20 protein-coding genes are annotated in these 20,784 nt (G+C 73.0%); 5 read left to right on the plus strand and 15 right to left on the minus strand.

The window, feature by feature from the left end; translation table 11 throughout:
- Positions 1 to 18: 18 nt before the first annotated feature.
- Positions 19 to 1,578: an NAD(P)/FAD-dependent oxidoreductase gene (locus tag ACFYPH_RS06095; RefSeq protein WP_355137488.1), complete on the minus strand. Its 1,560-nt coding sequence runs from the start codon at positions 1,576 to 1,578 to the stop codon at positions 19 to 21.
- A gap of 170 nt (positions 1,579 to 1,748) precedes the next feature.
- Between ACFYPH_RS06095 and ACFYPH_RS06100 the strand changes: the two genes are divergently transcribed.
- The 3 genes from ACFYPH_RS06100 (at position 1,749) to ACFYPH_RS06110 (ending at position 4,215) form a co-directional block, all read left to right on the plus strand.
- On the plus strand, positions 1,749 to 2,987 hold the full coding sequence (locus ACFYPH_RS06100) for a hypothetical protein (protein ID WP_355137486.1): 1,239 nt from the start codon (positions 1,749 to 1,751) through the stop codon (positions 2,985 to 2,987).
- Positions 2,988 to 3,186: 199 nt separating this feature from the next.
- Positions 3,187 to 3,759 carry a GNAT family protein gene (locus ACFYPH_RS06105; protein WP_354856054.1) on the plus strand — a complete coding sequence of 191 codons (573 nt, stop codon included), beginning with the start codon at positions 3,187 to 3,189 and terminating at the stop codon, positions 3,757 to 3,759.
- Positions 3,760 to 3,801: 42 nt separating this feature from the next.
- The gene (locus ACFYPH_RS06110) at positions 3,802 to 4,215 is read left to right on the plus strand and encodes a type II toxin-antitoxin system Phd/YefM family antitoxin (RefSeq protein ID WP_387179499.1); all 414 of its coding nucleotides are present in this window, start codon (positions 3,802 to 3,804) and stop codon (positions 4,213 to 4,215) included.
- 47 nt (positions 4,216 to 4,262) lie between these two features.
- Here the strand turns inward: ACFYPH_RS06110 and ACFYPH_RS06115 are convergent, their stop codons facing one another.
- The 6 genes from ACFYPH_RS06115 to ACFYPH_RS06140 form a co-directional block, all read right to left on the minus strand.
- Positions 4,263 to 5,354: an ABC transporter ATP-binding protein gene (locus ACFYPH_RS06115; RefSeq protein ID WP_355065141.1), complete on the minus strand. Its 1,092-nt coding sequence runs from the start codon at positions 5,352 to 5,354 to the stop codon at positions 4,263 to 4,265.
- Positions 5,351 to 6,211 carry an ABC transporter permease gene (locus tag ACFYPH_RS06120; protein ID WP_387179502.1) on the minus strand — a complete coding sequence of 287 codons (861 nt, stop codon included), beginning with the start codon at positions 6,209 to 6,211 and terminating at the stop codon, positions 5,351 to 5,353. The genes ACFYPH_RS06115 and ACFYPH_RS06120 overlap by 4 nt, the downstream gene beginning before the upstream one ends.
- Positions 6,212 to 6,230: 19 nt before the next feature.
- The gene (gene modA / locus ACFYPH_RS06125; protein ID WP_387179505.1) at positions 6,231 to 7,022 is read right to left on the minus strand and encodes a molybdate ABC transporter substrate-binding protein; all 792 of its coding nucleotides are present in this window, start codon (positions 7,020 to 7,022) and stop codon (positions 6,231 to 6,233) included.
- On the minus strand, positions 7,019 to 7,444 hold the full coding sequence (locus ACFYPH_RS06130) for a MerR family DNA-binding transcriptional regulator (protein WP_355065145.1): 426 nt from the start codon (positions 7,442 to 7,444) through the stop codon (positions 7,019 to 7,021). Before ACFYPH_RS06130 ends, modA begins: the two co-directional genes overlap by 4 nt.
- 131 nt (positions 7,445 to 7,575) lie before the next feature.
- Positions 7,576 to 8,067, minus strand: coding sequence for an SsrA-binding protein SmpB (gene smpB, locus ACFYPH_RS06135; RefSeq protein ID WP_354856048.1), 492 nt, complete (start codon positions 8,065 to 8,067; stop codon positions 7,576 to 7,578).
- A gap of 25 nt (positions 8,068 to 8,092) precedes the next feature.
- Positions 8,093 to 10,348 carry a hypothetical protein gene (locus ACFYPH_RS06140; protein WP_387179508.1) on the minus strand — a complete coding sequence of 752 codons (2,256 nt, stop codon included), beginning with the start codon at positions 10,346 to 10,348 and terminating at the stop codon, positions 8,093 to 8,095.
- 148 nt (positions 10,349 to 10,496) lie between these two features.
- On the opposite strand from ACFYPH_RS06140, the gene ACFYPH_RS06145 reads away from it, so the two are divergent.
- Both ACFYPH_RS06145 and ACFYPH_RS06150 read left to right on the plus strand, forming a co-directional pair.
- The gene (locus ACFYPH_RS06145) at positions 10,497 to 10,730 is read left to right on the plus strand and encodes a hypothetical protein (RefSeq protein WP_363939025.1); all 234 of its coding nucleotides are present in this window, start codon (positions 10,497 to 10,499) and stop codon (positions 10,728 to 10,730) included.
- Between the two features lie 106 nt (positions 10,731 to 10,836).
- The gene (locus tag ACFYPH_RS06150) at positions 10,837 to 12,783 is read left to right on the plus strand and encodes an ABC transporter ATP-binding protein (RefSeq protein ID WP_363939035.1); all 1,947 of its coding nucleotides are present in this window, start codon (positions 10,837 to 10,839) and stop codon (positions 12,781 to 12,783) included.
- 27 nt (positions 12,784 to 12,810) lie between these two features.
- On the opposite strand, the gene ACFYPH_RS06155 is transcribed toward ACFYPH_RS06150, so the two are convergent.
- The 8 genes from ACFYPH_RS06155 to ACFYPH_RS06190 form a co-directional block, all read right to left on the minus strand.
- Positions 12,811 to 13,326, minus strand: a complete 516-nt coding sequence (locus ACFYPH_RS06155; protein ID WP_363939023.1) for an NUDIX domain-containing protein — start codon at positions 13,324 to 13,326, stop codon at positions 12,811 to 12,813.
- Between the two features lie 49 nt (positions 13,327 to 13,375).
- Positions 13,376 to 13,699, minus strand: coding sequence for a hypothetical protein (locus ACFYPH_RS06160; RefSeq protein ID WP_354862166.1), 324 nt, complete (start codon positions 13,697 to 13,699; stop codon positions 13,376 to 13,378).
- The gene (locus tag ACFYPH_RS06165) at positions 13,692 to 15,878 is read right to left on the minus strand and encodes an EAL domain-containing protein (RefSeq protein ID WP_387179512.1); all 2,187 of its coding nucleotides are present in this window, start codon (positions 15,876 to 15,878) and stop codon (positions 13,692 to 13,694) included. The genes ACFYPH_RS06160 and ACFYPH_RS06165 overlap by 8 nt, the downstream gene beginning before the upstream one ends.
- 168 nt (positions 15,879 to 16,046) lie before the next feature.
- Positions 16,047 to 16,688, minus strand: a complete 642-nt coding sequence (locus tag ACFYPH_RS06170) for an SRPBCC family protein (protein ID WP_354862163.1) — start codon at positions 16,686 to 16,688, stop codon at positions 16,047 to 16,049.
- On the minus strand, positions 16,688 to 17,053 hold the full coding sequence (locus ACFYPH_RS06175; RefSeq protein ID WP_387179515.1) for an ArsR/SmtB family transcription factor: 366 nt from the start codon (positions 17,051 to 17,053) through the stop codon (positions 16,688 to 16,690). The genes ACFYPH_RS06170 and ACFYPH_RS06175 overlap by 1 nt, the downstream gene beginning before the upstream one ends.
- 28 nt (positions 17,054 to 17,081) lie before the next feature.
- Entirely contained in the window at positions 17,082 to 19,172 is a 2,091-nt protein-coding gene (locus ACFYPH_RS06180) for a xanthine dehydrogenase family protein molybdopterin-binding subunit (RefSeq protein WP_387179518.1), read from the minus strand.
- A complete protein-coding gene (locus ACFYPH_RS06185) occupies positions 19,169 to 20,152 on the minus strand; it encodes a xanthine dehydrogenase family protein subunit M (RefSeq protein WP_355065162.1) in 984 nt (327 codons plus the stop codon). The genes ACFYPH_RS06180 and ACFYPH_RS06185 overlap by 4 nt, the downstream gene beginning before the upstream one ends.
- Positions 20,149 to 20,646, minus strand: a complete 498-nt coding sequence (locus tag ACFYPH_RS06190) for a 2Fe-2S iron-sulfur cluster-binding protein (RefSeq protein WP_354862173.1) — start codon at positions 20,644 to 20,646, stop codon at positions 20,149 to 20,151. Before ACFYPH_RS06190 ends, ACFYPH_RS06185 begins: the two co-directional genes overlap by 4 nt.
- Between the last annotated feature and the right edge of the window lie 138 nt (positions 20,647 to 20,784).

A 20,784-nucleotide genomic window follows, 5' to 3' on the forward strand; every position in this document is an offset into this window, starting at 1 on the left:
GTAACGAGCCACGGTCCGTCAGACCAGCGGCGCCTGCGCGGATCGGCCGCCGTCGCCGGCCGCGCCGGCGCCCTCGGAAGCGGTAATCGGGGCGGTGATGATCCGGCTGGGCAGCACCGGCGCGTCGCGGCCCGTGCCCGGCCGACCGCCGCCGCCGGTCGACTGTTCGTGGTAGTCCTGCTCCACGTTGACCGACCAGACGTCGTGCGTGGCGCCGGTGGCGATGTTCTCGACGGTCAGCATCGCGGTGAGCATCGAGTGGTCCTGGTTGTTGTAGCGGTGCATGCCGTTGCGCCCCACCGGGTGCACGTTCGGCACGGCCTCGGCCAGCCAGGCCCGGATCACGTCCACGTTGTGCTGGTAGCGCTCGTCGTACACCGGGTATGCCTTGGGCATCCGCACCACGTGGCCGGCCTCCACGACACCGGGGCGGACCAACCCCAACCGCTCCAGCTCCGCGGTGGCCAGGGCCACGAGGTCGGCATCCGGGGTACGCCACATCTCGTCGTCCTCGAAGACGAAGTACTCCAGGCCCAGGCAGGTGCGCCCGTCCTTCACGAGGTAGGGCGACCAGGAGCCGAAGTTCTGGATCCGGCCCACCCGTACCGCCGGGTCGTGCACGTAGATCCAGTTGTCGGGGAACGAGAACTCGGCCGGCACCACGAGGGCGACCGTCAGGAAGTCGCGGTAGCGCAGGTCGGCGGCGCAGGCCAGCACCTCCGGGGGCGCCGGCGGGCGTAGCGCGGCGACCAGCTCCGAGATCGGCATCGACGAGATCACGTCGTCGGCCGGCTCGGTGCGCTGCCCGCCGGCGCCGTTGAGCGTCACACTGATCGCCCGCCGTCGTTTCGGGTCTCGGTGCACGGCGGTCACCCAGGTGCCGGTCGACACCTCCCCGCCGCGCTGGCGCACTTCCTCGGCGCAGCGCTCCCACATCATCCCCGGCCCGTACTTCGGGTACTGGAACTCCTCGATCAGGCTGGTCACGTCGGTCCGGCGGCGCCGGGGCAGCACCGCGTTGCGGATCGCCGTGGCCAGCGACAGGTTCTTGATCCGCTGCGCGGCCCAGTCGGCCTGCAAACGGTCCGCCGGCATGCCCCAGACCTTCTCGGTGTACGTCTTGAAGAAGATCGAGTACAGCCGCCAGCCGAACCGGGCCGACACCCAGCCCTCGAAGTGCGACTGGTCCTTCGGTGGGCGCAGGCGGGCCCGGGCGTACGAGCCCAGGCAGCGCACCGCCTCCGGCAGCCCCAGGTTGCGCAGCGCGTTCGTCGCGCTCAGCGGGTAGTTGAACAGGGCGCCCCGGTAGAAGATCCGGCTCATCCGGGGCCGGGTCAGGAAGTCCTCGTCGGGGAGGATCTCGTGCCAGAACGCCTCCACCCGGGGCACCTTGGTGAAGAACCGGTGTCCGCCGATGTCGAAGCGCCACCCGTCGCGCTCCACGGTCCGGCTGATCCCGCCGACCACCTCGTCGGCCTCGAAGACCCGGACCGGCCGCCCGTGCCGGAGCAACTCGTATGCCGCTGTGAGCCCCGCCGGTCCCGCGCCGATGACCACCGTGCCGTGCTGCTCGCTCATGCCGCTCGTACTCCCTGCCGATGGTTGAGGCGCGGCGCGTACCCGTTATGCCTGGGATGTCACCTGCTGGTCGTGGTCGTTTCGCTCCGGCGGGGCGCATCGGGGCGTACAACGAAAGGGGCGGCACCCCCACGCGGCGGGTGGGTCGGCGGACCGGGGGAGCGGGGCGGATGCACCGGTGGCGAAGCGGCCGGCGGCACGCGACGGCGTGGGCGGTCCGGCTGGCCGGGGCGGCCGGAGCGGGCGCGCGGCTGGCCCGCCGCGTGCCGGCGCCCTGGCCGTACCTCATCGGGCTCTTTATCGGCGCGAAGCTGCTGCTGACCCTGCTCGGCCTGCTGGTCCTGCACGCCTGGGACGGCATTCCGGGCGCGCCGCCGCCGGACGAGGCGATGATGTGGGCGCAGCAGCGGGAGGTCTCCGGCCACCGGTGGATCTCCTTCTGGTTCGCCTGGGACGCGCTGCTCTACCTGCGGCTGAGCGAGCTGCCGCTGACCGGGCGGCCGTGGGGGGACTTCGGCTTCCCGCTGCTCTACCCCTTCCTGGCCCGGCCGGTCGGCGCGCTGCTCGGCGGCGACAACGCACTGGCCCTGCTGCTGATCAGCAACGTCGCGTTCCTCGGGGCCCTCGCGTACGGCTACCGGCTGGCCGAGCTGCTGCTCGGCGACGCGGACGCGGCCCGTCGGTTCACCCGCTACCTGGTGCTGCTGCCGACGGCCTTCCTGTTCCAGGCCGCGCTGACCGAGTCGCTGTTCGTGTGCCTCGCGCTGGCCGCGTTCTACTACGCCGAGCGACGTCGGTGGCTGCTGGTCGGCGTGCTCGGCTACTTCCTGGCGATGAGCCGGTCGGTCGGGCTGCTCGTCGCGTTGCCGCTGGCGCTGGTGCTGCTACGTCAGCACGACTGGCGGCTCGGCCCACGCGCCCTGCTCGGGTACCTGCGGATCGGCTGGCCGTTGCTGCTGCTGCCCGCCGGATGGTTCACCTTCATGGCGTTCTGCCGGTGGCGCGGCGGGGACTGGTTCGCCTACCAGCACGCCCAACAGGTCGGCTGGGGGATCAGGGTGCAGAACCCGGTGCCGGTGGTGTGGGACGCTCTGGCCGGAGAGCCGCGCGACGCCGGACGGGTCCTCTTCGCCGTGGTCGTGCTGGCCGTGCTGGTCGCCGGGTTCCGTCGCCGGGAGCTGCCGTATCTGGTCTACGGCGTGCTCATGGTGCTGGTGCCGCTGTCGATGGGCCCGCCGGTCTACAAGAGCCTGCTGCGCTACCTGCTGGCCGTGTTCCCGGTGGCCCTGGTGCTGGCCCGCTGGGCCCGTGGCGCCGGTGTCGACGTGTGGCTGACGGCGGCCCTCGCCGTGGTGCAGGGTGCGCTGTTCGTGCTCTGGCTCACCTACTGGACCCATATGATCATCTGATTGGGTGGCCGCCGGTCGGGGCAGGGAGCTGCCCCTCCTCCCCGAGCGGGACCGGGTGCCCCGGCAGGCGTTGCGCGCCGACGACCGGCTCACCGCCCTGCGGACGTACCTGCCGGTGTGAGACCCGGCCCGGGCCAGTCGGCGGACCTGTGCGAGCCTGCTACCCGTCGTCGTGCCCACAACTTTCGGAGGAGGCCCGGTGTTCGCCCTGCCGCTGACCGACGAGGTCGAGCTGCGCCCGCTGGAACCCTGGCGGGCCGAGGAGTTCCTCGCCAACCTCGACCGGTCGCGCGAGCACATCCGGCCCTGGGTGTCGCCGTCCTTCGTCGCCACCGACCTGCCGTCGGCCCGCGCGGTGTTGCAGCGCTACGCCGACCGCTGGGCCAGCGACAGCGGCGGCATCTGGGGGCTGTGGTGGCGCGGCACCCTGGTCGGTGGGGTCATGTTCGTGTCGTTCGACGTCACGCTCGGTGTCTGCGAGGTCGGCTGCTGGCTGGAGCCGGCGGCGCAGGGCCGGGGCATGATGGCCCCCGCGATCCGCCGGATCATCGACTGGGCGGTCCGCGAGCGCGGCATCCAGCGGGTCGAGTGGCGCACCGACGCGGCCAACACCCGCAGCATCGCCCTGGCCCGCCGGCTCGGCCTGCGCCACGACGGCACCCTCCGCCAGCTCTACCCGAGCCCGCGCGGACGCATCGACCTGGAGGTCTGGTCGGTGCTGGCCGACGAGTGGCTGGCCCGGCCCACACCGTCACCGCCCACCGTCCACTGACGACGGCGGATTCCTGTCGTACCCGGGCGGCACCATGCATTCATGGCCGTCCCCGCGCTCACCCCGCATTCCGACCCGCCGCGTTCCGTGCCGCTGCGTGAGGCGCGCACCCGATTCAGTCAGCTCGTCGCGCTGGCCGAGCTGACCGACGCCGTCACCGTCGTCACCCGCGACGGCGATCCCCGCCCGGTCGCCGCGATCGTTCCCGCCGCCGCCGCCCGCAGCGGCGCGCAGGCCCGCGCCGACGCCGACCGGCTCGCCGCGGTCACCGCCGGTTGGGCCCGCCGCCTCGACGAGCAGCACCGTCGCAGCAGCCAGCGGCACGCCGCCGAGCTGGGGGCGGTCCGCACGGCGCTGGCCGAGGTGTGGGCCGAGCTGGACCGCCGCGTCGTCCCGGGCAGCGACCCGGGACTGTCCCGGCTGCGCGCCGCGCACGCCGACCTGCTCACCGACTGACCGCCGCTCGTCGAGGGGCCGTCACCGGCCCCGGCGTCGCGCAGGCGTCAGGTCGTGGCCGGGTAGGCGTTGGTCTCGGTCGCCTTGACCGCGACCCAGACCCGCTGGCCGGGGATCAGCCGCAGGTACGCCGCAGCGGCCGGCGTGACGTCGGCGGCCACGCCGATCGGTCCGTCCACCTGCACGCGGACGTTGTCGCCGTGGCGCTGCACGCCGACCACGGTGCCCGCCCAGGTGTTGCGGGGGCTGCCGTCCGGCCGGGCCGGGTGCAGGGCCACCGCCGCCGGGCGGAACGCGACGAACGCGTCCCCGTCGAGCCGGTCGGCCACGCTGAGGGTCAGCTCCGGCGCGACACGTACCGCGTGGCCCTCTGCCCGGCCCCGATAGAGGTTCAACCCGACCAGGCGGGCCACGTAGTCGGTGCGCGGGCGGGCGGTGACGCTAGGGCCGTCGCCCTCCTGCACCACGCGCCCACCCTCGACGATGACCAGGCGGTCGGCCAGCGCCAACGCGTCCAGCGGATCGTGGGTGACCAGCACCGTGGCGCCCGGGTGCGCGGCCAGGTGGCGGTGCAGCTCCGCGCGGGTGTCCAGGCGGGTGCGGGCGTCCAGGGCGGCGAGCGGCTCGTCGAGCAGCAGCAGCGACGGCCCGACGGCCAGCGCGCGGGCCAGCGCCACCCGCTGCGCCTGCCCGCCGGAGAGCTGCCGGGGCCGGCGGTGCGCCTGGCCGGCCAGGCCCACCCGGTCGAGCCAGTCCCGGGCGGTGGCCCGCGCCGCCCGCCGGTCGACGCCGTGCCGGCGCGGCCCGAAGGCCACGTTGTCCAGCGCGTTGAGGTGCGGAAAGAGCAGGTAGTCCTGGAAGACCACGCCGATCGGCCGGCGTTCGGTGGGCACCCAGCCCCGGCTCGCCGGCCGATCCAGGTCGACGCCGCCGAGGGTGACGTGCCCGGCCGTGAGCGGGTGCAGCCCGGCCAGCGCGCGCAACGCGGTGGTCTTGCCGGCGCCGTTCGGTCCGAGCAGCGCTACGACCTCGCCCGACGCGACCCGCAGCGGCACGTCCAACCGGAAGGCGCCCCGGTCGACGACGAGCCGGGCGTCGAGCAGCGGGTTTCCGGCCTCGTCGTGCAGCGGCGCGGTCACGGGCTGGCCAGCCAGCGGTCCCGCAGCGCGGCCAGGATGCCCACCGAGACGATCAGCAGCACCAGGCTGAGCACGATCGCGGACTCCAGGTCGGTCTCCAACGCCAGGTAGACGGCCAGCGGCATGGTCTGCGTACGCCCGGGATAGTTGCCGGCGAAGGTGATGGTGGCGCCGAACTCGCCGAGCGCCCGCGCCCAGCACAGCACCGCGCCGGCGGCCAGACCCGGTGCCACCAGGGGCAGCGTGACGTGGGTGAAGGTGGTCCACCGCCCGGCGCCGAGCGTCGCGGCGGCCTCCTCGTAGCGGTGGTCGGCGGCGCGCAGCGCACCCTCGACGGCGATGACGAGGAACGGCATGGCGACGAACGCCTCGGCCAGCACCACGCCCGCGGTCGTGAACGGCAGGGTGACGCCGAACGTGGCGTCGAGCCAGCCGCCGAGCAGCCCGCGCCGGCCGAAGACCAGCAGCAGCGCCACGCCGCCGACGACCGGTGGCAGCACCAGTGGCACGGTGACCAGGGCGCGGACCAGCCGGCGGCCGGGAAACTCGACCCGGGCCAGCAGCCAGGCCAGCGGCACCCCGAGCAGCAGGCAGAACAGGGTGGCCAGGGTCGCCGTCTGCACCGACAGCCGCAGTGCCGTCAGCGCCCCCGGCGCGGTGAGCCGTTGCGGCAGCGTCGTCCACGGCGCCCGGACCACCAGCCCGGCCAGCGGCAGGACGAGGAAGAGCAGGCCCAGCCCCGCCGGGATCAGCAGCGCCGCCGGCACCCGCCCCCGTCGGCGCGGCGCGGCGTCGGGAAGCCGCCTCGCGCTGCCGGGAAGGGTCTGTCGCCCGCCGCTGGGAAAGGTCCGCCTCACGGTGCGGGGAAGGCCCGTCTCATGGCGCCTGGAAGCCGGCCGCGGCGAGGACCGTCTGTGCCGGCGTCGAGCGGACGTACGCGACGAAGGCCCGCGCGCCGGTCGGATTCGGCGCGTCCTTCAGCGCGACGATCGGATAGTCGTTGATCGCCCGCGTCGACTCGGGAAACTCGACACCGGTCACGTCGCTGCTCGCGGCGCGGGCGTCCGTACGGTAGACGAGGGCCGCGTCGACCTCGCCGAGCTTGACCTTCGCCAGCGCTCCCTTGACGTCCTGTTCCAGGGTGACGGGGGTCAGCGCGACACCTGCCGCGGTCAGGGCGGTACGCGCCGCCGCGCCGCAGGGCACCTGGTCGGCGCAGAGCGCCACCTTCACTCCTGGGCGGGTCAGGTCGGCGAGACCGGTCACGCCCTTGGGGTTGCCGCTGGGCACCGCGATCACCAGTTGGTTGCGGGCGAACACGAGCGGCGTGCCGTCGGCGTCGCCGGCCTCGGTCACGGTCGCCATGTTCTTCGGCGCGGCCGACGCGAACACGTCCGCCGGAGCGCCCTGGGTGATCTGGTTGGCCAGGGCGGAGCTGCCGGCCAGGTTGAGGGTGACGGTGACGCCCGGGTTGGCGGCCTCGAAGTCCCTGGCGATGCGGGTGAACGACTCGGTCAGCGAGGCGGCGGCGAACACGGTCACCGTGCCCGATGCCCGACCGTCCCTGGTGTCGCCCCCGGATGCCGGGTCGCCGGCGCGGTCGCAGCCGGCCGTCGCCAGCACGGTCACCGCCAGCGCCACCGCGACGAAGCTGGTCCGACGACTCATCCGACCGCCCTTGCTCCGGCCGGGGTGGTGGGCGCGGCGCGCTCCACCACCACGGTGGTCGACTTGATGACGGCGACGGCGACCGAACCGACCCTCAGGTCGAGGTCGTCGACGGCCTCCCGGCTCATCAGCGACACGACCCGGAAGGGGCCGGCCTGGATGTCGACCTGGGCCATCACCGTGTCCTTGCGGACGTCGACGACGATGCCGCGCAACCGGTTGCGGGCCGAGGAGAATTCGGCGCCCGCGTCCGGGTCGGCGGCCTGCGCGCGGGCGAACGCCGCGAGGTCGACGCCGTCAATGATTCGGTGGCCGTGCTCGTCACGCCCGGCGGGCAGCCGCCCGGCGTCCACCCAGCGGCGGATCGTGTCGGCGCTGACGCCGAGCAGTTCGGCCGCCGCGCCGATCCGGAACGTCGTCACCGCCTCACCCTAGCGGGCCGCATCCGCGAGGGTATAGACCCCATGCCACCCGCATTCGCATGGGCTTGCCGCTCGATACGCCAGCATCTGCTATCCGCCAGGCCGGCGACGTGGCGGTATTGCGCAGCCGGTCAGTGGCGGCGCGGGTGGCCCTTGAGGTGTCGGCCCAGCTCCCGGGCGATCTCGCGGTTGGCGTCGCGTTCGGCGAGGGTCTGCCGCTTGTCGTACGCGCGCTTGCCCTTGGCCAGGGCCAGCTCGACCTTGGCCCAGCCGTTGTCGAAGTACATCGACAACGGCACCAGCGTCACCCCGCCCTCGCGAACCTTCTCCAGGATCCGGCCGATCTCGGAGCGGTGCAGCAGCAGCTTGCGGTTGCGGCGCGGCGCGTGGTTGGTCCACGTGCCGTAGCTGTACTCGGCGATGTGCAGCCCGTACAGCACGATCTCGCCGTCGCGTTCGTGCGCGAACGCGTCCACCAGCGACGCCCGTCCCTCGCGCAGCGACTTCACCTCGGTGCCGACCAGCACGATGCCCGCCTCGTACGTGCGCAGCACGGTGTACTCGTGCCGGGCCTTCTTGTTCGAGGCGATCAGTCGGCGCTCGGGCTGCTTGGACGGGCTCACCCGGCGACGATATCCGGCCGTCCCCTCAGTCGGTCGTCCGGAGCTGGGCGCGCAGCCGCGCGGCCAGCTCTCGCACCGCCTGCGTGAACTCGTCCTGCGACTCGCACGGCGAGTGGCCCAGGATCGGCGGCGGCACGCTGTCGCTGGGCGGGGGCACCACGCCCTGCGGGTCCTTCAACCGGCGGTCCACCGCCGCCTCCGGCCCGGCCAGCGTCGCGCTGTCCCCGGGCCGGTGCGGAGCGAACATCCACCCACCGATCGGGTCGGTGTCGCGCCACAGGTTCACCCAGCGCCAGCCGACGCGCTCGCCGATCTCGCGCAGCGTCGACTCGTCGACGTAGGCGGGGAACAGTCGCGAGTACAACCGGTTCAGCGGCGACAGGTAGGTGAGCAGGGCGACCCGGTCGGTGACCCGCGGCGGCAGTTGCAGCAGCGTGGCCGCGAGCAGCACCGAACCGTGGCTGTGCCCCGCCAGCAGCACCCCCTCGCCCTGGTCCACGAGGTAGGTGATCCGCTTCGTCAGCTCCGGCACCGCCCGTTCGGCGTAGCAGGGCGGCGCGAAGGGGTGCGCCGCCCGGGGCCAGAAGGTGCCCAGATCCCACAGGACGCCCACGTACCTACGGAACCCGGCTGTCCGGTACGCGAAGATGCCGCCGATCACGAGCCCCACCAGGATCGCGCCGATCGCGTAGCTGCCCGCCCCGATGAGGAAGTTGACGAGGCTGTCGGGCACGCCGACGTACTGCTCGAACACGTCCCCGGGATAGAGCTGGAGCAGACCGAGCAGGCTGGTGGCCAGTCCGAGCGCGGCGGACCCGGCGTAGACCACGGCGAGGGGTTCCAGCCGTTCGGTGAACCGGGCCCGCGCCACCGCCTGCTCGACCCGGCGCAGCCGCGCCGCCGCCTCCGGCGGGGCGTGCGGGAAGTCGGCGGCCACGATCGCCCGCGCCGCCCGCCACCGGCTGGGACGGGTCGCCACGGTGACCACCACGCCCACCAGCAGCGCGGCCAGCACTGCGAGGAAAAACCCGAAGATCGCCCACTTGTACGCCAGCGGCGGGCCGAACGCGAACCGTTCCCGGTACCCGCTGTTGCGGTCCAACACGTCGGCCACCCGGTAGACCAACTCGGCGGAGAACGCCACCGCGAGCCCGGCGCCGACCGTGACGAAGACCGGAGCGCCCAGCGCGCGCAGCCGGGGGAGCCGCTGTCCGCCGGCGCGTCGCCCGCTGCCGCGCGCCCAGATCACCACCGCTGCGAGGATCACCAGCAGGACGGTCTGGCTGACGAACAACCAGGCCACCGTGGCGCTGTACCCGGGCAGCATCCTGCTCTGCGGCCACGACGCGCGGCTGGTCAGGGTGTACGCGATCACCAGGATCGTCAGGCCGCAGGCGATCGTGCGCAGCCCTCGCGTGACCGCCTCCAGCCGGGGCACCGGGCTGGGCCGGTCCATGCCCCGTACCCTCGTCAGCAGGACCACGCAGGCGAGCAGCACGGCCCCGGTCGCCACCGCCAGCGTCGCCCACACCGTCGACTCGTTCTGGCTGTCCCAGGCGGCCAGCAGGCTGACGTCCAGCGTGGCGAACGCGGCCGCGACGTGCACCGAGCGCAGCCGTCCCACCACCGGGGTCCCGTCCCACTGGCCGACCGCGCTCAACTGCTGGACGGAGGTCTCCTCGGTCGCGCCGGTGCGAAAGGCGTCGTACGAGTGGCTCGGCCGCGCGCCGAGCCACCACACGATCCCGATGGCGGCGACCGGCGCCAGGGCCAACACACCCAGCCGTACTCCGGGCGGACGCTCGCCGAGCCAGGACAGCCAGCTCCGGCCGGCCGTGCAGGTCGGGGAGCCCATGCAGCGCCAGGCGACGAGGTCCAGCGCCATCCCGACGATGGAGAGCACGTAGAGCATCGTGAGGGTGAGCGCGAGCACCCGGCACAGCGCGACGATGACGTGTTTCCCGGAGAGGCTCGCCGGGCGCATCCAGAGCGCCACGTTGCAGAGCATGAACGGCAACAGGAACACCAGCGACAGCGTCCGTACGGCCGTGCCGGACGGCAGGTCGCTCCAGCGGTACGCCTCCAGCGTCACCCCGTCCGTGCCGGTCGAGTCCGGGTAGCCCGGGCGGGGGCGGAAGAACCCGCCGCTGCGGTCTCCGGCGACCTGGTGCACGTGCGGCCGGTTGAGGACCTGGTCGGCGCCCGCCCCGGAGACGCCGTGCACCCGCAGCTCCACTACTCGACCCGACGTCGTCGGGTCGGTCGGCGACGCGTCCGTCATGGGCCCCCCGAGGTGTGCGACCGCCGGCGGGTCGGCGGTCGCACACCTCCCGCGGCGGTCCCGCTTACCCGTCCCGGGCCGGGTCACGCATGCGTCGGTGCCCACGCGGTGGTGCGACCGAGCCCGCCGGGGTGGTTCTATTGGCGCCATGGCAAACCCGGTGATCCTGACCGTCGACGACGATCCCGCGGTGTCCCGGGCGGTGGCCCGGGACATCCGGCGCCACTACGGAGACCGTTACCGGGTGCTGCGCGCCGCCTCCGGGCCGGAGGCGCTGGACGCGCTGCGGGAGGTCAAGCTGCGCGGCGAGCAGGTCGAGCCCGGGAACACCACGTTCCGGGTGCTGCTGCCGATCACCGAGGACGTCGCGCCGACTGTGTGAAACACCCGTACGACGCGCCGACTACCTAAAGACATCAGGTGGTCGCTGGCAGTAGTCTCGGGCGGCGTTCGTGCTTCCCGCCCCCCGAGGAGCGTCCGTGGACTCGATGGCCCGCCCGCGCACCGCGCCCCACGACGACGACCAGCCGATCGACAACCCTCACGACAGCTCCATGCTTCCGGAGCTGGAGGACGCCGCGTGGATGCACCACGCGAACACGTTTGCGCACACCAGTTTCTGGGCGGTGGCCCGACGCCTGCCGAGGTTGGTGCGGGAGGCGGTGGCGCTGGCGTGGGCCACCAACCGCATGGACACGGTCGCCTCCATCGGGCTGAACGTCGCCGCCGGGGTGATGACCACCTTCGGCCTGCTCGCCACGACCAGCGTGCTGCGGGAACTCTTCGCCGCCGGTCCCACCCCGGACCGGGTGCGCTCCGCCCTGCCGGCGCTGGTCGTGGCCGCGGCGGCGGTCTCGGCGCGCGGCGGTCTGACGATCGCGGCCGGTTGGGCCCAGGCGCGGCTCACCCCGCAGATCAACTATCAGGTGGAGCTGCGGCTGTTCGAGGCCACCACCGCAGTGGATCTGGCCGCGTTCGACGACGCCGGGTTCGCCGAGGAGATGGACCGGGTCCGCGACCGGGGGATGGGCGAGGCGGCGTGGATCGTCGACCACACCGTCAACCTGGTCACCGGCGTGGTCGGGATGCTCGCCACCGCCGTGGCGGTCACCGTCATCCAGCCGCTGCTGCTGCCGTGCCTGCTGCTCGCGGCCGTGCCCCAGGCGATCACGGCGGTGCGGATGGCCCGCCGGGAGTACCTGGCGATGCTGGCCCGGATCACCCGCCGCCGTCGGATGTGGATGCTCGCCCACCTGATGGCCAACCGGCACACCGCCGCCGAGGTGCGCGCCTACCAGATGCGCGACTTCCTGCTCGCCGAGTACCGCGGTGTGATGGCCGTCGAGACCCGCGCCCAACTGCGGCTGGTGCGCTCGCAGACCGGCACCCGCGTGGCCGGCGCCAGCGTGGCGGGGCTGGCCACCTTCGGGGTGTACGCCGTGCTCGGCGGCCTGCTGCTGGCCGGCATGGTCGCCCTCGCCGCCGCGGCCACCGCCCTGCTCGCCCTGCAGTCCGCCCGGACCAGCCTGGGCGTCGCGGTCGTCGCGACCAACTCGCTGTACGAGGACGCCCTCTACTACCAGGACTACCGGGACTTCCTGACCCGGGCGCAGGGCCGGGTGCCCGTCGGCGGCGACCAGGTGGTCGACGGCGTCGAGAGGATCGACCTGCACGAGGTGAGCCTGCGCTACCCCGACACCGACGCGCCTGCGGTGGACCGGGTCAGCCTGACGATCCGACGTGGTGAGGTGATCGCGCTGGTCGGCGAGAACGGCTCCGGCAAGACCACCCTGGCCACGTTGATCGCCGGGCTCTACCAGCCGACCGGGGGCACGATCCGCTGGAACGGCGTCGACGCCGCCGAGCTGGATCCGCGGACGCTCGGCGCGCAGGTGGCCGTGATGACGCAGGAGTACTGGAAGTTCCCGTTCACCGCGGGGCAGAACATCCGCGTGGGCCGGCACGACCGTACGCCCGACCAACCCGGCCCCGAGGTGCAGGAGGCCGCCGCCGCGGCCGCCGCCCACGACATGATCGTCGGTCTGCCGCACGGCTACGACACCCTGCTCGACCGGGAGTTCAAGAACGGTCACGAGTTGTCCGGCGGGCAGTGGCAGCGGCTCGTCGCCGCCCGCGGGCTCTACCGCGACGCCGCCCTGCTGATCTGCGACGAGCCGTCGGCCGCCCTGGATGCCCGCGCCGAACACGCCCTGTTCCAGCACCTGCGCCGTCGGCCCGACCGGGCGGTCGTCCTGATCACCCACCGGCTGGCCAACGTCCGGCACGCCGACCGGATCTTCGTCATGGACCGGGGTCGCCTCGTCCAGCAGGGCAACCACGACGAGTTGATGGCGGCCGGCGGCCTCTACCGCGAGCTGTTCGAGTTGCAGGCCAGCGGCTACCGGGCCGGCGCCACCGACCCCGCAAACCACTGACCCCCGACCATTCCGCCCGCCGTGCCGTCAGGCCGCGTAGTCGCGGGTGAGGAAGTCAGCGAGGACCCGGGTGTGGGTGGAGAACGCCAGCTCGACCGGGTCGGTGAGCACCAGCCACTCGGTGGCCTCCTCCGTGGGCGCCGACGGCGGCAGGTCCTCGACGGCCCGCTCGGGCAGCACCCCGAAGACCATCATGGTGCCGCCCGCCGGGGCGCCGCGCACGGCGAGCAGCCGAGCATCCTCGGCCGCCGCGACCAGCCCGGTCTCCTCCCGCAGCTCACGCACGAGCGCGTCGGACCACTCCTCGCCGTACTCGATGAAGCCGCCGGGCAGCGCGAGCAGCCCGCGGGCCGGTTCGATGTCCCGGCGGACGACCACCACACCCAGCCCGTCGGCGGTGCGGACCGGGAGCACCGCCACCGCGACGGGCAGCGGGTTGCGCCAGACGGTCTCGCCGCAGACCGCGCAGACCCGCGGCCATCCCGCCGCCGTCGGGTACGCGGCGCCGCAGTAGGAGCAGTGCGAGTACGGCGTGCCGGTCATGACGCAGCACGTTACCCGGGCCCGATCGGATCGACGCGCCGCCCGAGGCTCAGTCGTCCCGGTCGAGCAACGGGCGCAGTTGGTCGAGCAGCTGCGCCCGGCTCACGTTGCGCGGCAGCTCGATGGTGAGGTCCAGGCCCGGGCCGCGCGCGGTCAGCGTCACCGTCGGGCGGGGATCGCGCAGCCGCCAACCTCGGATGGCCGAGACCAGCGCCTCGGCCTGTGGTTGCAGGGTGGCCAGCGTGGCCAGATTCGCCAGGACGCTGATTCCTTCGATGGCCAGGGTCAGGGCGCCCGCGTCCCGAACGCCCTCGTGTGGCAGGCGCAGCTCGGCGACGACCTCGGGCGGTAGCAACAGTCGAACGCTAGTCATCGTCACCCCTCACCATCGCGGCGATCCGGTCCCGGACGCTCTGGCCGAGCGGACGCAGGGACGTCGACGCGGTCTCCCCGCAGATGAAGCCCTGTACGTGCCGGATCCGCAGGTCGTAGATCTGCTTGAGGGTCACCGGCGCCTGCTCGTCGAAGCCCTCCACGATGACGGCGCGTGGGTTCGGCGCGTGTCCGAGGTCGCTGGCGTAGCGGGCGACCCGGGTCACCAGGTCCAGTTCCTCGACGGCCAGCGGGTGGTGAAGGACGGCCCGGTCCACTTTGATCTGGGTCAACGGAAGTTCCGCCATCCGGGCGAGTGACGAGTAGCCGACCCCGAAGTCGTCCACCGCGAAGCTGATTTCCAGGTCACGGGCCAGGCTGGTCAGCCGACGATGGAAGTACGTCAGCGGCTCCTGAGGCCATACCTCGCCGGGATCGGGCTGGATCGGGTCCTGCTCGGAGATCTCCAGCGTGACGGTGCGCGGATCCAGGTTCGCTTCCGTGATCGCCGTGCGCACCTGGGCGATGTAGGCGTCGCTGAGCAGCGAGCGGACCGCGACGTTGACCGAGATCGGCTTGGTGACGTCGAAGACGGACGCGACGTCCGCCTCGGCGTACGAGTCGATCGCCTTGGCCAGCAGCAGCGCGTCGCGTTCGATGACGAAGCGGTCACCCCAGGCGTACGCCATCTGAAGGGCCGCGACCGGCGCGCGCACGTCGGTCTCCAGCCGCCTCGCCAGTGCCTCGTAGCTGTGGATGCCCACCCCGGCGGGCCGCCGGTCCAGCGACATCACCGGCTGGAACACCATGGTCAGTGACTCGATCAGCTTCTGGTAGAGGCTGAAGGCGTGCGAGTACAGATCCACCGGCAGCCGGCCGTAGGCCGAGCGCAGGGCGGTGAGCACCTGCATCTCGGCGTGCACCGGGTCGTCGCGGACATCGGAGTTCCAGATGGCCCGCAGCATGGTGGCCAACGGCTCGCCCATGTCCAGTGCGGCGAGGGCGGGATCGACCACCGCGAGGGTGAGGTTCCGACTGTTCTTCTGGGACAGGGGGACGCAGAGAATCCGTCGGCCGGCGTCGTCGGCCACCACATGCCCGGGGGAGGAGGTGCGGACCAGGGTCGTGTCCGCGGCGCTCAGTTCGAGCAGCGGTCGCAACTCCTCCTTGTTGAACCGGGCCGTGGAGGTGACCTGGCCGATACCCGTGGGGCTGGATTCCACCACCGCGACGGAATCCGCTTCCAGGGCGTACCGGATCACCTCGACCCGTTCGGCGTGCCCCGCCTGTTGGGCGGAACGCGGCGGACGAGACTGCGAGCGGAACACCCGCCCGAGCAGCTGGGTGATCGAGCTGGACAGGTCGTCGAGTGGGTTCTTGCAGGGCCGGATCGTGCCGGAGTTGACCGGGGCCGTCAATGACTGCCGCTCGTGGCGGGACACCGGCGGCTGGGTGAGCACGGTGGTCGGGCCCCACATGTGGACGAGCTGTCCGGGTGCGGGGTGGATGCCCTGCTCGGCGACGAAGGTGGCCATCTGGGCGAAGGAGACTTTCCCGCTGGGGTCGGCGGCCTCGCCGCGCAACGCCCGCAGCAGTTGGTGGGTGAGCACACCCTGCCGGTGCTCCTCGCTCTCCCGGGCCGCGGCGCCGCTCGGGCACGCCAGCAGGGCGCTGTGCCGGTCGACCTGGGTGCGGTACGTCTGCATCGCCTCGGTGTGCCGCAGCTCCGAGTCCAGGTAGACGCCCCCGTGGCAGCAGTCGAGGATCAGGAACGAGGTGCCGGCGAACGCCTCGAAGACGTCCCGCTTGAGGAACGCCATCCGCAGTCCGTTGTCCGGCTCGCGGCGCAGGCCGTCGGCCTCCAGGTCCGCCGTCACCAGGTACGCGTCGGACTGCGTGCCCCATTCCGGCACGAGGGCGTGGCCGGCGAAGTAGACCAGCAGCACGTCGGAGGGGCGCGACTCCAGCACCCGCTCGCGCAGCCGGGCCTTGATCTCCCGCCAGGTGGCGCCCTTGCCGATGAACAGGTCGACGTCGCCGTCGTCGAACGTGCCGATCCGCTCGTCCAACAGCACCGCCCGCACCGCCCGCGCATCGTCCTCGGCATAGCGCAGGCTGAGCAGGTTGACGTCATACCCGCAAGCGTTGGCTCCGATCAGGATCGCCCACCGTCGGCTCATCACAGCACCCCCACGTGATCCAGTGGGCAACTACGTTGCGACAGCACAGCAACGCTTTGCGTGACCCTACCGGATCTAGGAGAGGCCGCTGATCCAACCGATGAGTCGGATTCACGTCAGGCGCCGGACGACGGCGGCAGGCCGGCCGGCCGCCGTCGTCGGAGCCGCTCAGGCTTGCGGGGCGCCGGTGTAGAAGGCGGTGGTGCGCTCGGCGGCGGCCTTGGCCTCGTCGGCGTCGGTGCCGGCGGCGATGCTCGCCTCGCACCACAGCTGGCTGCTCAGCTCCATGGCGCGTCGTCCCTCGGCGGAGGCGACCCACTCGGCGCTGTCCTCCGGCCGGACGCCGCTGCCGCCGCCGGAGAGGTAGGTGGCAAGACCGAGCAGGCCCAGGTCCCAGCCGACGCCGACCGCGCCCGGCCCGAACTGTGCCCACCGGTCCTGGTCGACATGCGCGATGTGGTCCAGGTCGAGGCGGGCCCGCTCGTCGCCGACCGGCGTGACCCGGACCTCGATCCAGCTCACCTCGCCGCCCATCTCCCAGGTGGCGGTGAAGCGGTGCGGAGGCTCGCAGCTCTCGATGGTGCCGTGGGCGTTGCCCTGGAGCTGGTACGTGCCGTGCAGCCGCAGGTCGCCGCTGATCGGCAGGAACCAGCGGGGGATGCGCTCGGCGTTGGTGCAGGCGTCCCACAGATCCTCGGCCGTCGCCTGGTAGGTCTGGCTGATCGTGGTCACCCGGGCCTCGCCTGCGGCCAGGGTGCGGCTGCCGACCTGCCGCTGGACGGCGTTGATCTGCTCGGTCGCGTCGAACATCAGGTGTTCCTCTCCTCGGGTGGGTCGGCGGGCCCGCGCAGGCGACGTTCGCGTCGGCCCCGGGCCAGCTCGGTGGCGAGTGCCGCCAGGGGTGGCGCCCAGAACCGACGGAAGTGTTCCAACCAGCCGTCGACCTCGCGCAACGGGCGTGGGTCGACCGCGTACAGCCGCCGGGCGCCCGCTGGCCGCACGGTGGCGAAGCCGTTGTCCCGCAACACTTTGAGGTGCTGTGACACGGCGGGCTGGGAGATGCCGAACTCGTCGCGGATGACCGCGCTGACCGCGCCCGCGGTCTGCTCGCCGTCGGCGAGCAGCTCCAGGATGCGGCGCCGGACCGGATCGCCCAGCACGTCGAAGGCGTGCACGGCGACATTTATATCACCGCTGGCTTATTTAAGCCAAACCTGAAGCTCCGACCAGCTTGTCCAACCGGATCGGCAGGTCCCGGATGCGGACGCCGGTGGCGTGGTGGACGGCGTTGGCGACCGCCGCCGCGGTGCCGACGATGCCGATCTCGCCGACGCCCTTCACCCCGGCCGGGTTCAGCTCGTCGTCCCGCTCGTCCAGCCAGTACGCCTCGATGGCCTCGACGTCCGCGCAGCCGGTGATGTGGTACGTGGCCAGGTCGTGGTTGACCCAGTCGCCGTAGCGCTCGTCGAGCAGGCCCTCCTCGTGCAGCGCCATGGACAGCCCCATCGTCATGCCGCCGATCAGCTGACTGCGCGCCGTCGTCGGGTTCACCACCCGGCCGGCGGCGAACACCCCGAGCATCCGGTTCACCCGCACCTCGCCGGTGTCCGCGTCCACCCGCACCTCGACGAACTGCGCCCCGTACGCGTACCGGGGCCGCTCGGGCTGACCGCCCACCTCGTCGGTGGTGTCCGCCTCGGCGCTGACCTCGGTGCCCGGCGGTGCACCGTCGCGCAGCTTCCCGCGCAACGCCTCGCAGGCCCGGATCACGGCCCAGCTCCACGAGGCGGTGCCCATCGAGCCCCCGGCCACGGGAGCCACCGGGAGGTCGCTGTCGCCGATGCGGATCTCGACCCGCTCGGGCGGCACCCCCAGCGCGTCGGCGGCCACCTGCCAGAGCGCCGTCCTGGCGCCGGTGCCGATGTCGGTGGCGTCGATCCGTACCAGAAAGGTGCCGTCGGGCCGGGCGGTGGCCGCCGCCGAGGACGGTCTCGCCCGGGCCGGGTAGCTCGACCCGGCCACCCCGGTGCCGATCAGCCACCGCCCGTCGCGCCGGGCCCGAGGCGTGGGATCCCGCTGCGCCCAGCCGAACCGCTGCGCCCCCTCGCGCAGGCAGGCCACCAGATTGCGGCTGGTGAACGGCTCCCCCTGGTCGGGGTCGACCTGGGCGTCGTTGCGGATCCGCAGCTCCACCGGGTCGACGCCGACGGCGATGGCCAGCTCGTCCATCGCCGACTCCAGGGCGTACGCGCCGGGGCACTCGCCGGGGGCGCGCATCCAGAACGGCGTGGGCACGTCGAGGCGGACCAGCCGGTGGGTGGTGCGTTGGTGCGGCGCCGCGTACATGCTGCGGGTGTAGACGGCGATCTGCTCGGCGAACTCCCGGACGGTCGAGGTCTGGCTGATCGCGTCGTGACAGACCGCGGTGAGCCGACCGTCGGTGTCGGCGGCGAGGCGGACCCGTTGGATGCTGGGCGTGCGGTAGCCGATCGGCCCGAACAGCTGCTGGCGGGTCAGCGCCAACTTGACCGGGCGGTCCACGTGCCGGGCGGCGAGCGCGGCGAGCACCACCGCCGCCTTGGCGGAGCCCTTGCTGCCGAAGCCGCCGCCGACGTGCTCGGCGATGACCCGCACGGACTCCTGGGGCAGCCCGAACAGCTCGGCCAGCGTGGTCTGCACCGGCGCGGCGCCCTGGGTCGAGTCGTGCACCAGCAGCCGCCCGTCGTGCCACCGTGCCGTCGTGGCGTGCGGCTCCATCGGATTGTTGTGGTACGCCGGTGTCCGGTAGGTGGCGTCCACCCGCACCGGCGCGGCGGCGTACCCGGCGTCGAAGTCACCCTCGGCCGTGTCCGTCGGATAGCTGGGGTTGACGTGCTCCGGCCGGTACAGGCCGGGGTGGTCGTCGGTGAGCACGGTGCTGTGCGGCGCGGCGTCGTAGTCGATGCGCACCAGTCGGGCACCCTCGCGGGCCGCCTCCAGGCTGGTGGCCACCACCACCGCGACGAACTGCCCTCGATGGTGCACCGCCGGCTCCTGCAACAACCACAGCTCCGGCTGCGGGCCCGGCGCGATCCGGGGCGCGTTGCCGTGGTGCAGTACGGCGAGCACGCCGGGCGACGCCAGGGCCTCGTCGGTGTCGACGCGGGTGATCCGGCCCCGGACCACGGCCGCCTGCACCGCCCAGCCGTAGGTGACGCCGTCCACCGGGTACTCCACCGCGTACCGGGCCGTGCCGGTGACCTTCTCCCGACCCTCCAGCCGGGGATGCGCCCGACCGACCGCGCCGGTGCTCACGAGGCTGCCAACTCGCTGAGCACCCGCACCGTGATGGCCCGGGTCAGGGGCAGCTTGAAGCCGTTGTGCCGCAGCGGCCGAGCCTCGGTCAACTCGGCGTCGGCGGCCCGCGCCGCCAGCTCCGGGCTGAACAGTCGACCCCGCAGCTCCTCCTCGGCCCGGTACGCCCGCCACGGCCGGTGCGCCACCGCCCCGTACGCCAGGCGCACGTCGCGGACCACGTCGCCGTCGAGGTCGAGGACGGCGGCCACCGAGCCGGCCGCGAAGGCGAACGACGCCCGGTCGCGCACCTTGAGGTACGCCGAACGGCGCGCGGCCGGCAACGCGGGCAGCCGTACGGCGGTGATCAGCGCGCCACGCGCCAGAGTCGTCTCCCGCTCCGGATGCGCGCCGGGGGAGCGGTACAGCGCGGCGAGCGGGACGTCGCGGGGACCGTCGGCCTCGTGCACCTCCACCACGGCGTCCAGCGCGGCGAGGGCGACCGCCAGGTCCGACGGGTGGGTGGCCACGCACTGTTCGGACCAGTCCAGCACGGCGAGGTCGCGGTTCTGCCCGTGCAGGGCGGCGCAGCCGCTGCCCGGGTCGCGCTTGTTGCACGCCTTGCCGGTGTCCTGGAAGTAGACGCAGCGGGTGCGCTGCAACAGGTTGCCGCCGGTGGTGGCCAGGTTGCGCAGCTGACCGGACGCGGCGGCGAGCAGGGCGCGGGCCAGCACCGGGTAGTCGCGGCGAACCGCCGGGTGGGCGGCGAGGTCGCTGTTGCGCACCGTCGCGCCGATGCGCAGCCCACCGTCGGGCAGCTCCTCGACCGTGTCCAGAGGCAGCCGGGTCACGTCCACCAGCAGCTCGGGCCGCTGCACCCCGAGCTTCATGAGGTCCACCAGGTTGGTCCCGCCGCCCAGGTACGCCGCGTGCGGCTCGCCGGCCAGCACGGCGACGGCGTCGGCCACGTCGGCCGGCCGGTGGTAGCGGAACGGCCTCACGGCGTGGTCGCCGTCTCGCGGATCGCGGCGACGATGTGCGGGTACGCGGCGCAGCGGCAGAGGTTGCCGGCCATCCGCTCCCGGATCTCGGCGTCGGTCAGCTCGGGCGGCGAGTCGAGGTCGTCGGTGACCGCGCTGGGCCATCCCCGGGCGACCTCGTCGAGCATGCCCCGGGCGGAGCAGAGCTGCCCCGGGGTGCAGTAGCCGCACTGGAACGCGTCGTGTGCGACGAACGCGGCCTGCAACGGGGACAGGTCGTCCGGACCGGCGAGCCCTTCGACGGTCAGCACCGACCGGCCGTCCACCGTGACCGTGAAGACGAGACAGCTCTTCGCCCGGCGACCGTCCAGCAGCACCGTGCAGGAGCCGCACTGGCCGTGGTCGCAGCCCTTCTTCGCCCCGGTCAGGCCCAGGTGCTCGCGCAGCGCGTCGAGCAGGGTGGTGCGGTTGTCCAGCGTCAGCTCACGGCGGTCGCCGTTGACCTCGAACGCCACCCGGGACGAGTGACGCTCGTTGGTCGTCGTCTCGTTCTCCGGTCCGCCCCGCACCGGCCCAGACTAACGGCAGTGGCACATAAGCGGGCGAATTACGCACAGAGCCCATCGTGGGGCGCCCCGGGCGCCGCCGGCTGC

It is taken from the genome of Micromonospora sp. NPDC005252 (assembly GCF_042872475.1).
Lineage (GTDB): Bacteria > Actinomycetota > Actinomycetes > Mycobacteriales > Micromonosporaceae > Micromonospora.

Coding starts and splice junctions, on each gene's coding strand:
- ACFYPH_RS06095 (WP_355137488.1), bottom strand. CDS start 1,578: ATGAGCGAGCAGCACGGCACGGTGGTCATCGGCGCGGGACCGGCGGGG.
- ACFYPH_RS06100 (WP_355137486.1), top strand. CDS start 1,749: ATGCACCGGTGGCGAAGCGGCCGGCGGCACGCGACGGCGTGGGCGGTC.
- ACFYPH_RS06110 (WP_387179499.1), top strand. CDS start 3,802: ATGGCCGTCCCCGCGCTCACCCCGCATTCCGACCCGCCGCGTTCCGTG.
- modA (WP_387179505.1), bottom strand. CDS start 7,022: ATGAGTCGTCGGACCAGCTTCGTCGCGGTGGCGCTGGCGGTGACCGTG.
- ACFYPH_RS06140 (WP_387179508.1), bottom strand. CDS start 10,348: ATGACGGACGCGTCGCCGACCGACCCGACGACGTCGGGTCGAGTAGTG.
- ACFYPH_RS06145 (WP_363939025.1), top strand. CDS start 10,497: ATGGCAAACCCGGTGATCCTGACCGTCGACGACGATCCCGCGGTGTCC.
- ACFYPH_RS06150 (WP_363939035.1), top strand. CDS start 10,837: ATGGCCCGCCCGCGCACCGCGCCCCACGACGACGACCAGCCGATCGAC.
- ACFYPH_RS06155 (WP_363939023.1), bottom strand. CDS start 13,326: ATGACCGGCACGCCGTACTCGCACTGCTCCTACTGCGGCGCCGCGTAC.
- ACFYPH_RS06160 (WP_354862166.1), bottom strand. CDS start 13,699: ATGACTAGCGTTCGACTGTTGCTACCGCCCGAGGTCGTCGCCGAGCTG.
- ACFYPH_RS06165 (WP_387179512.1), bottom strand. CDS start 15,878: ATGAGCCGACGGTGGGCGATCCTGATCGGAGCCAACGCTTGCGGGTAT.
- ACFYPH_RS06170 (WP_354862163.1), bottom strand. CDS start 16,688: ATGTTCGACGCGACCGAGCAGATCAACGCCGTCCAGCGGCAGGTCGGC.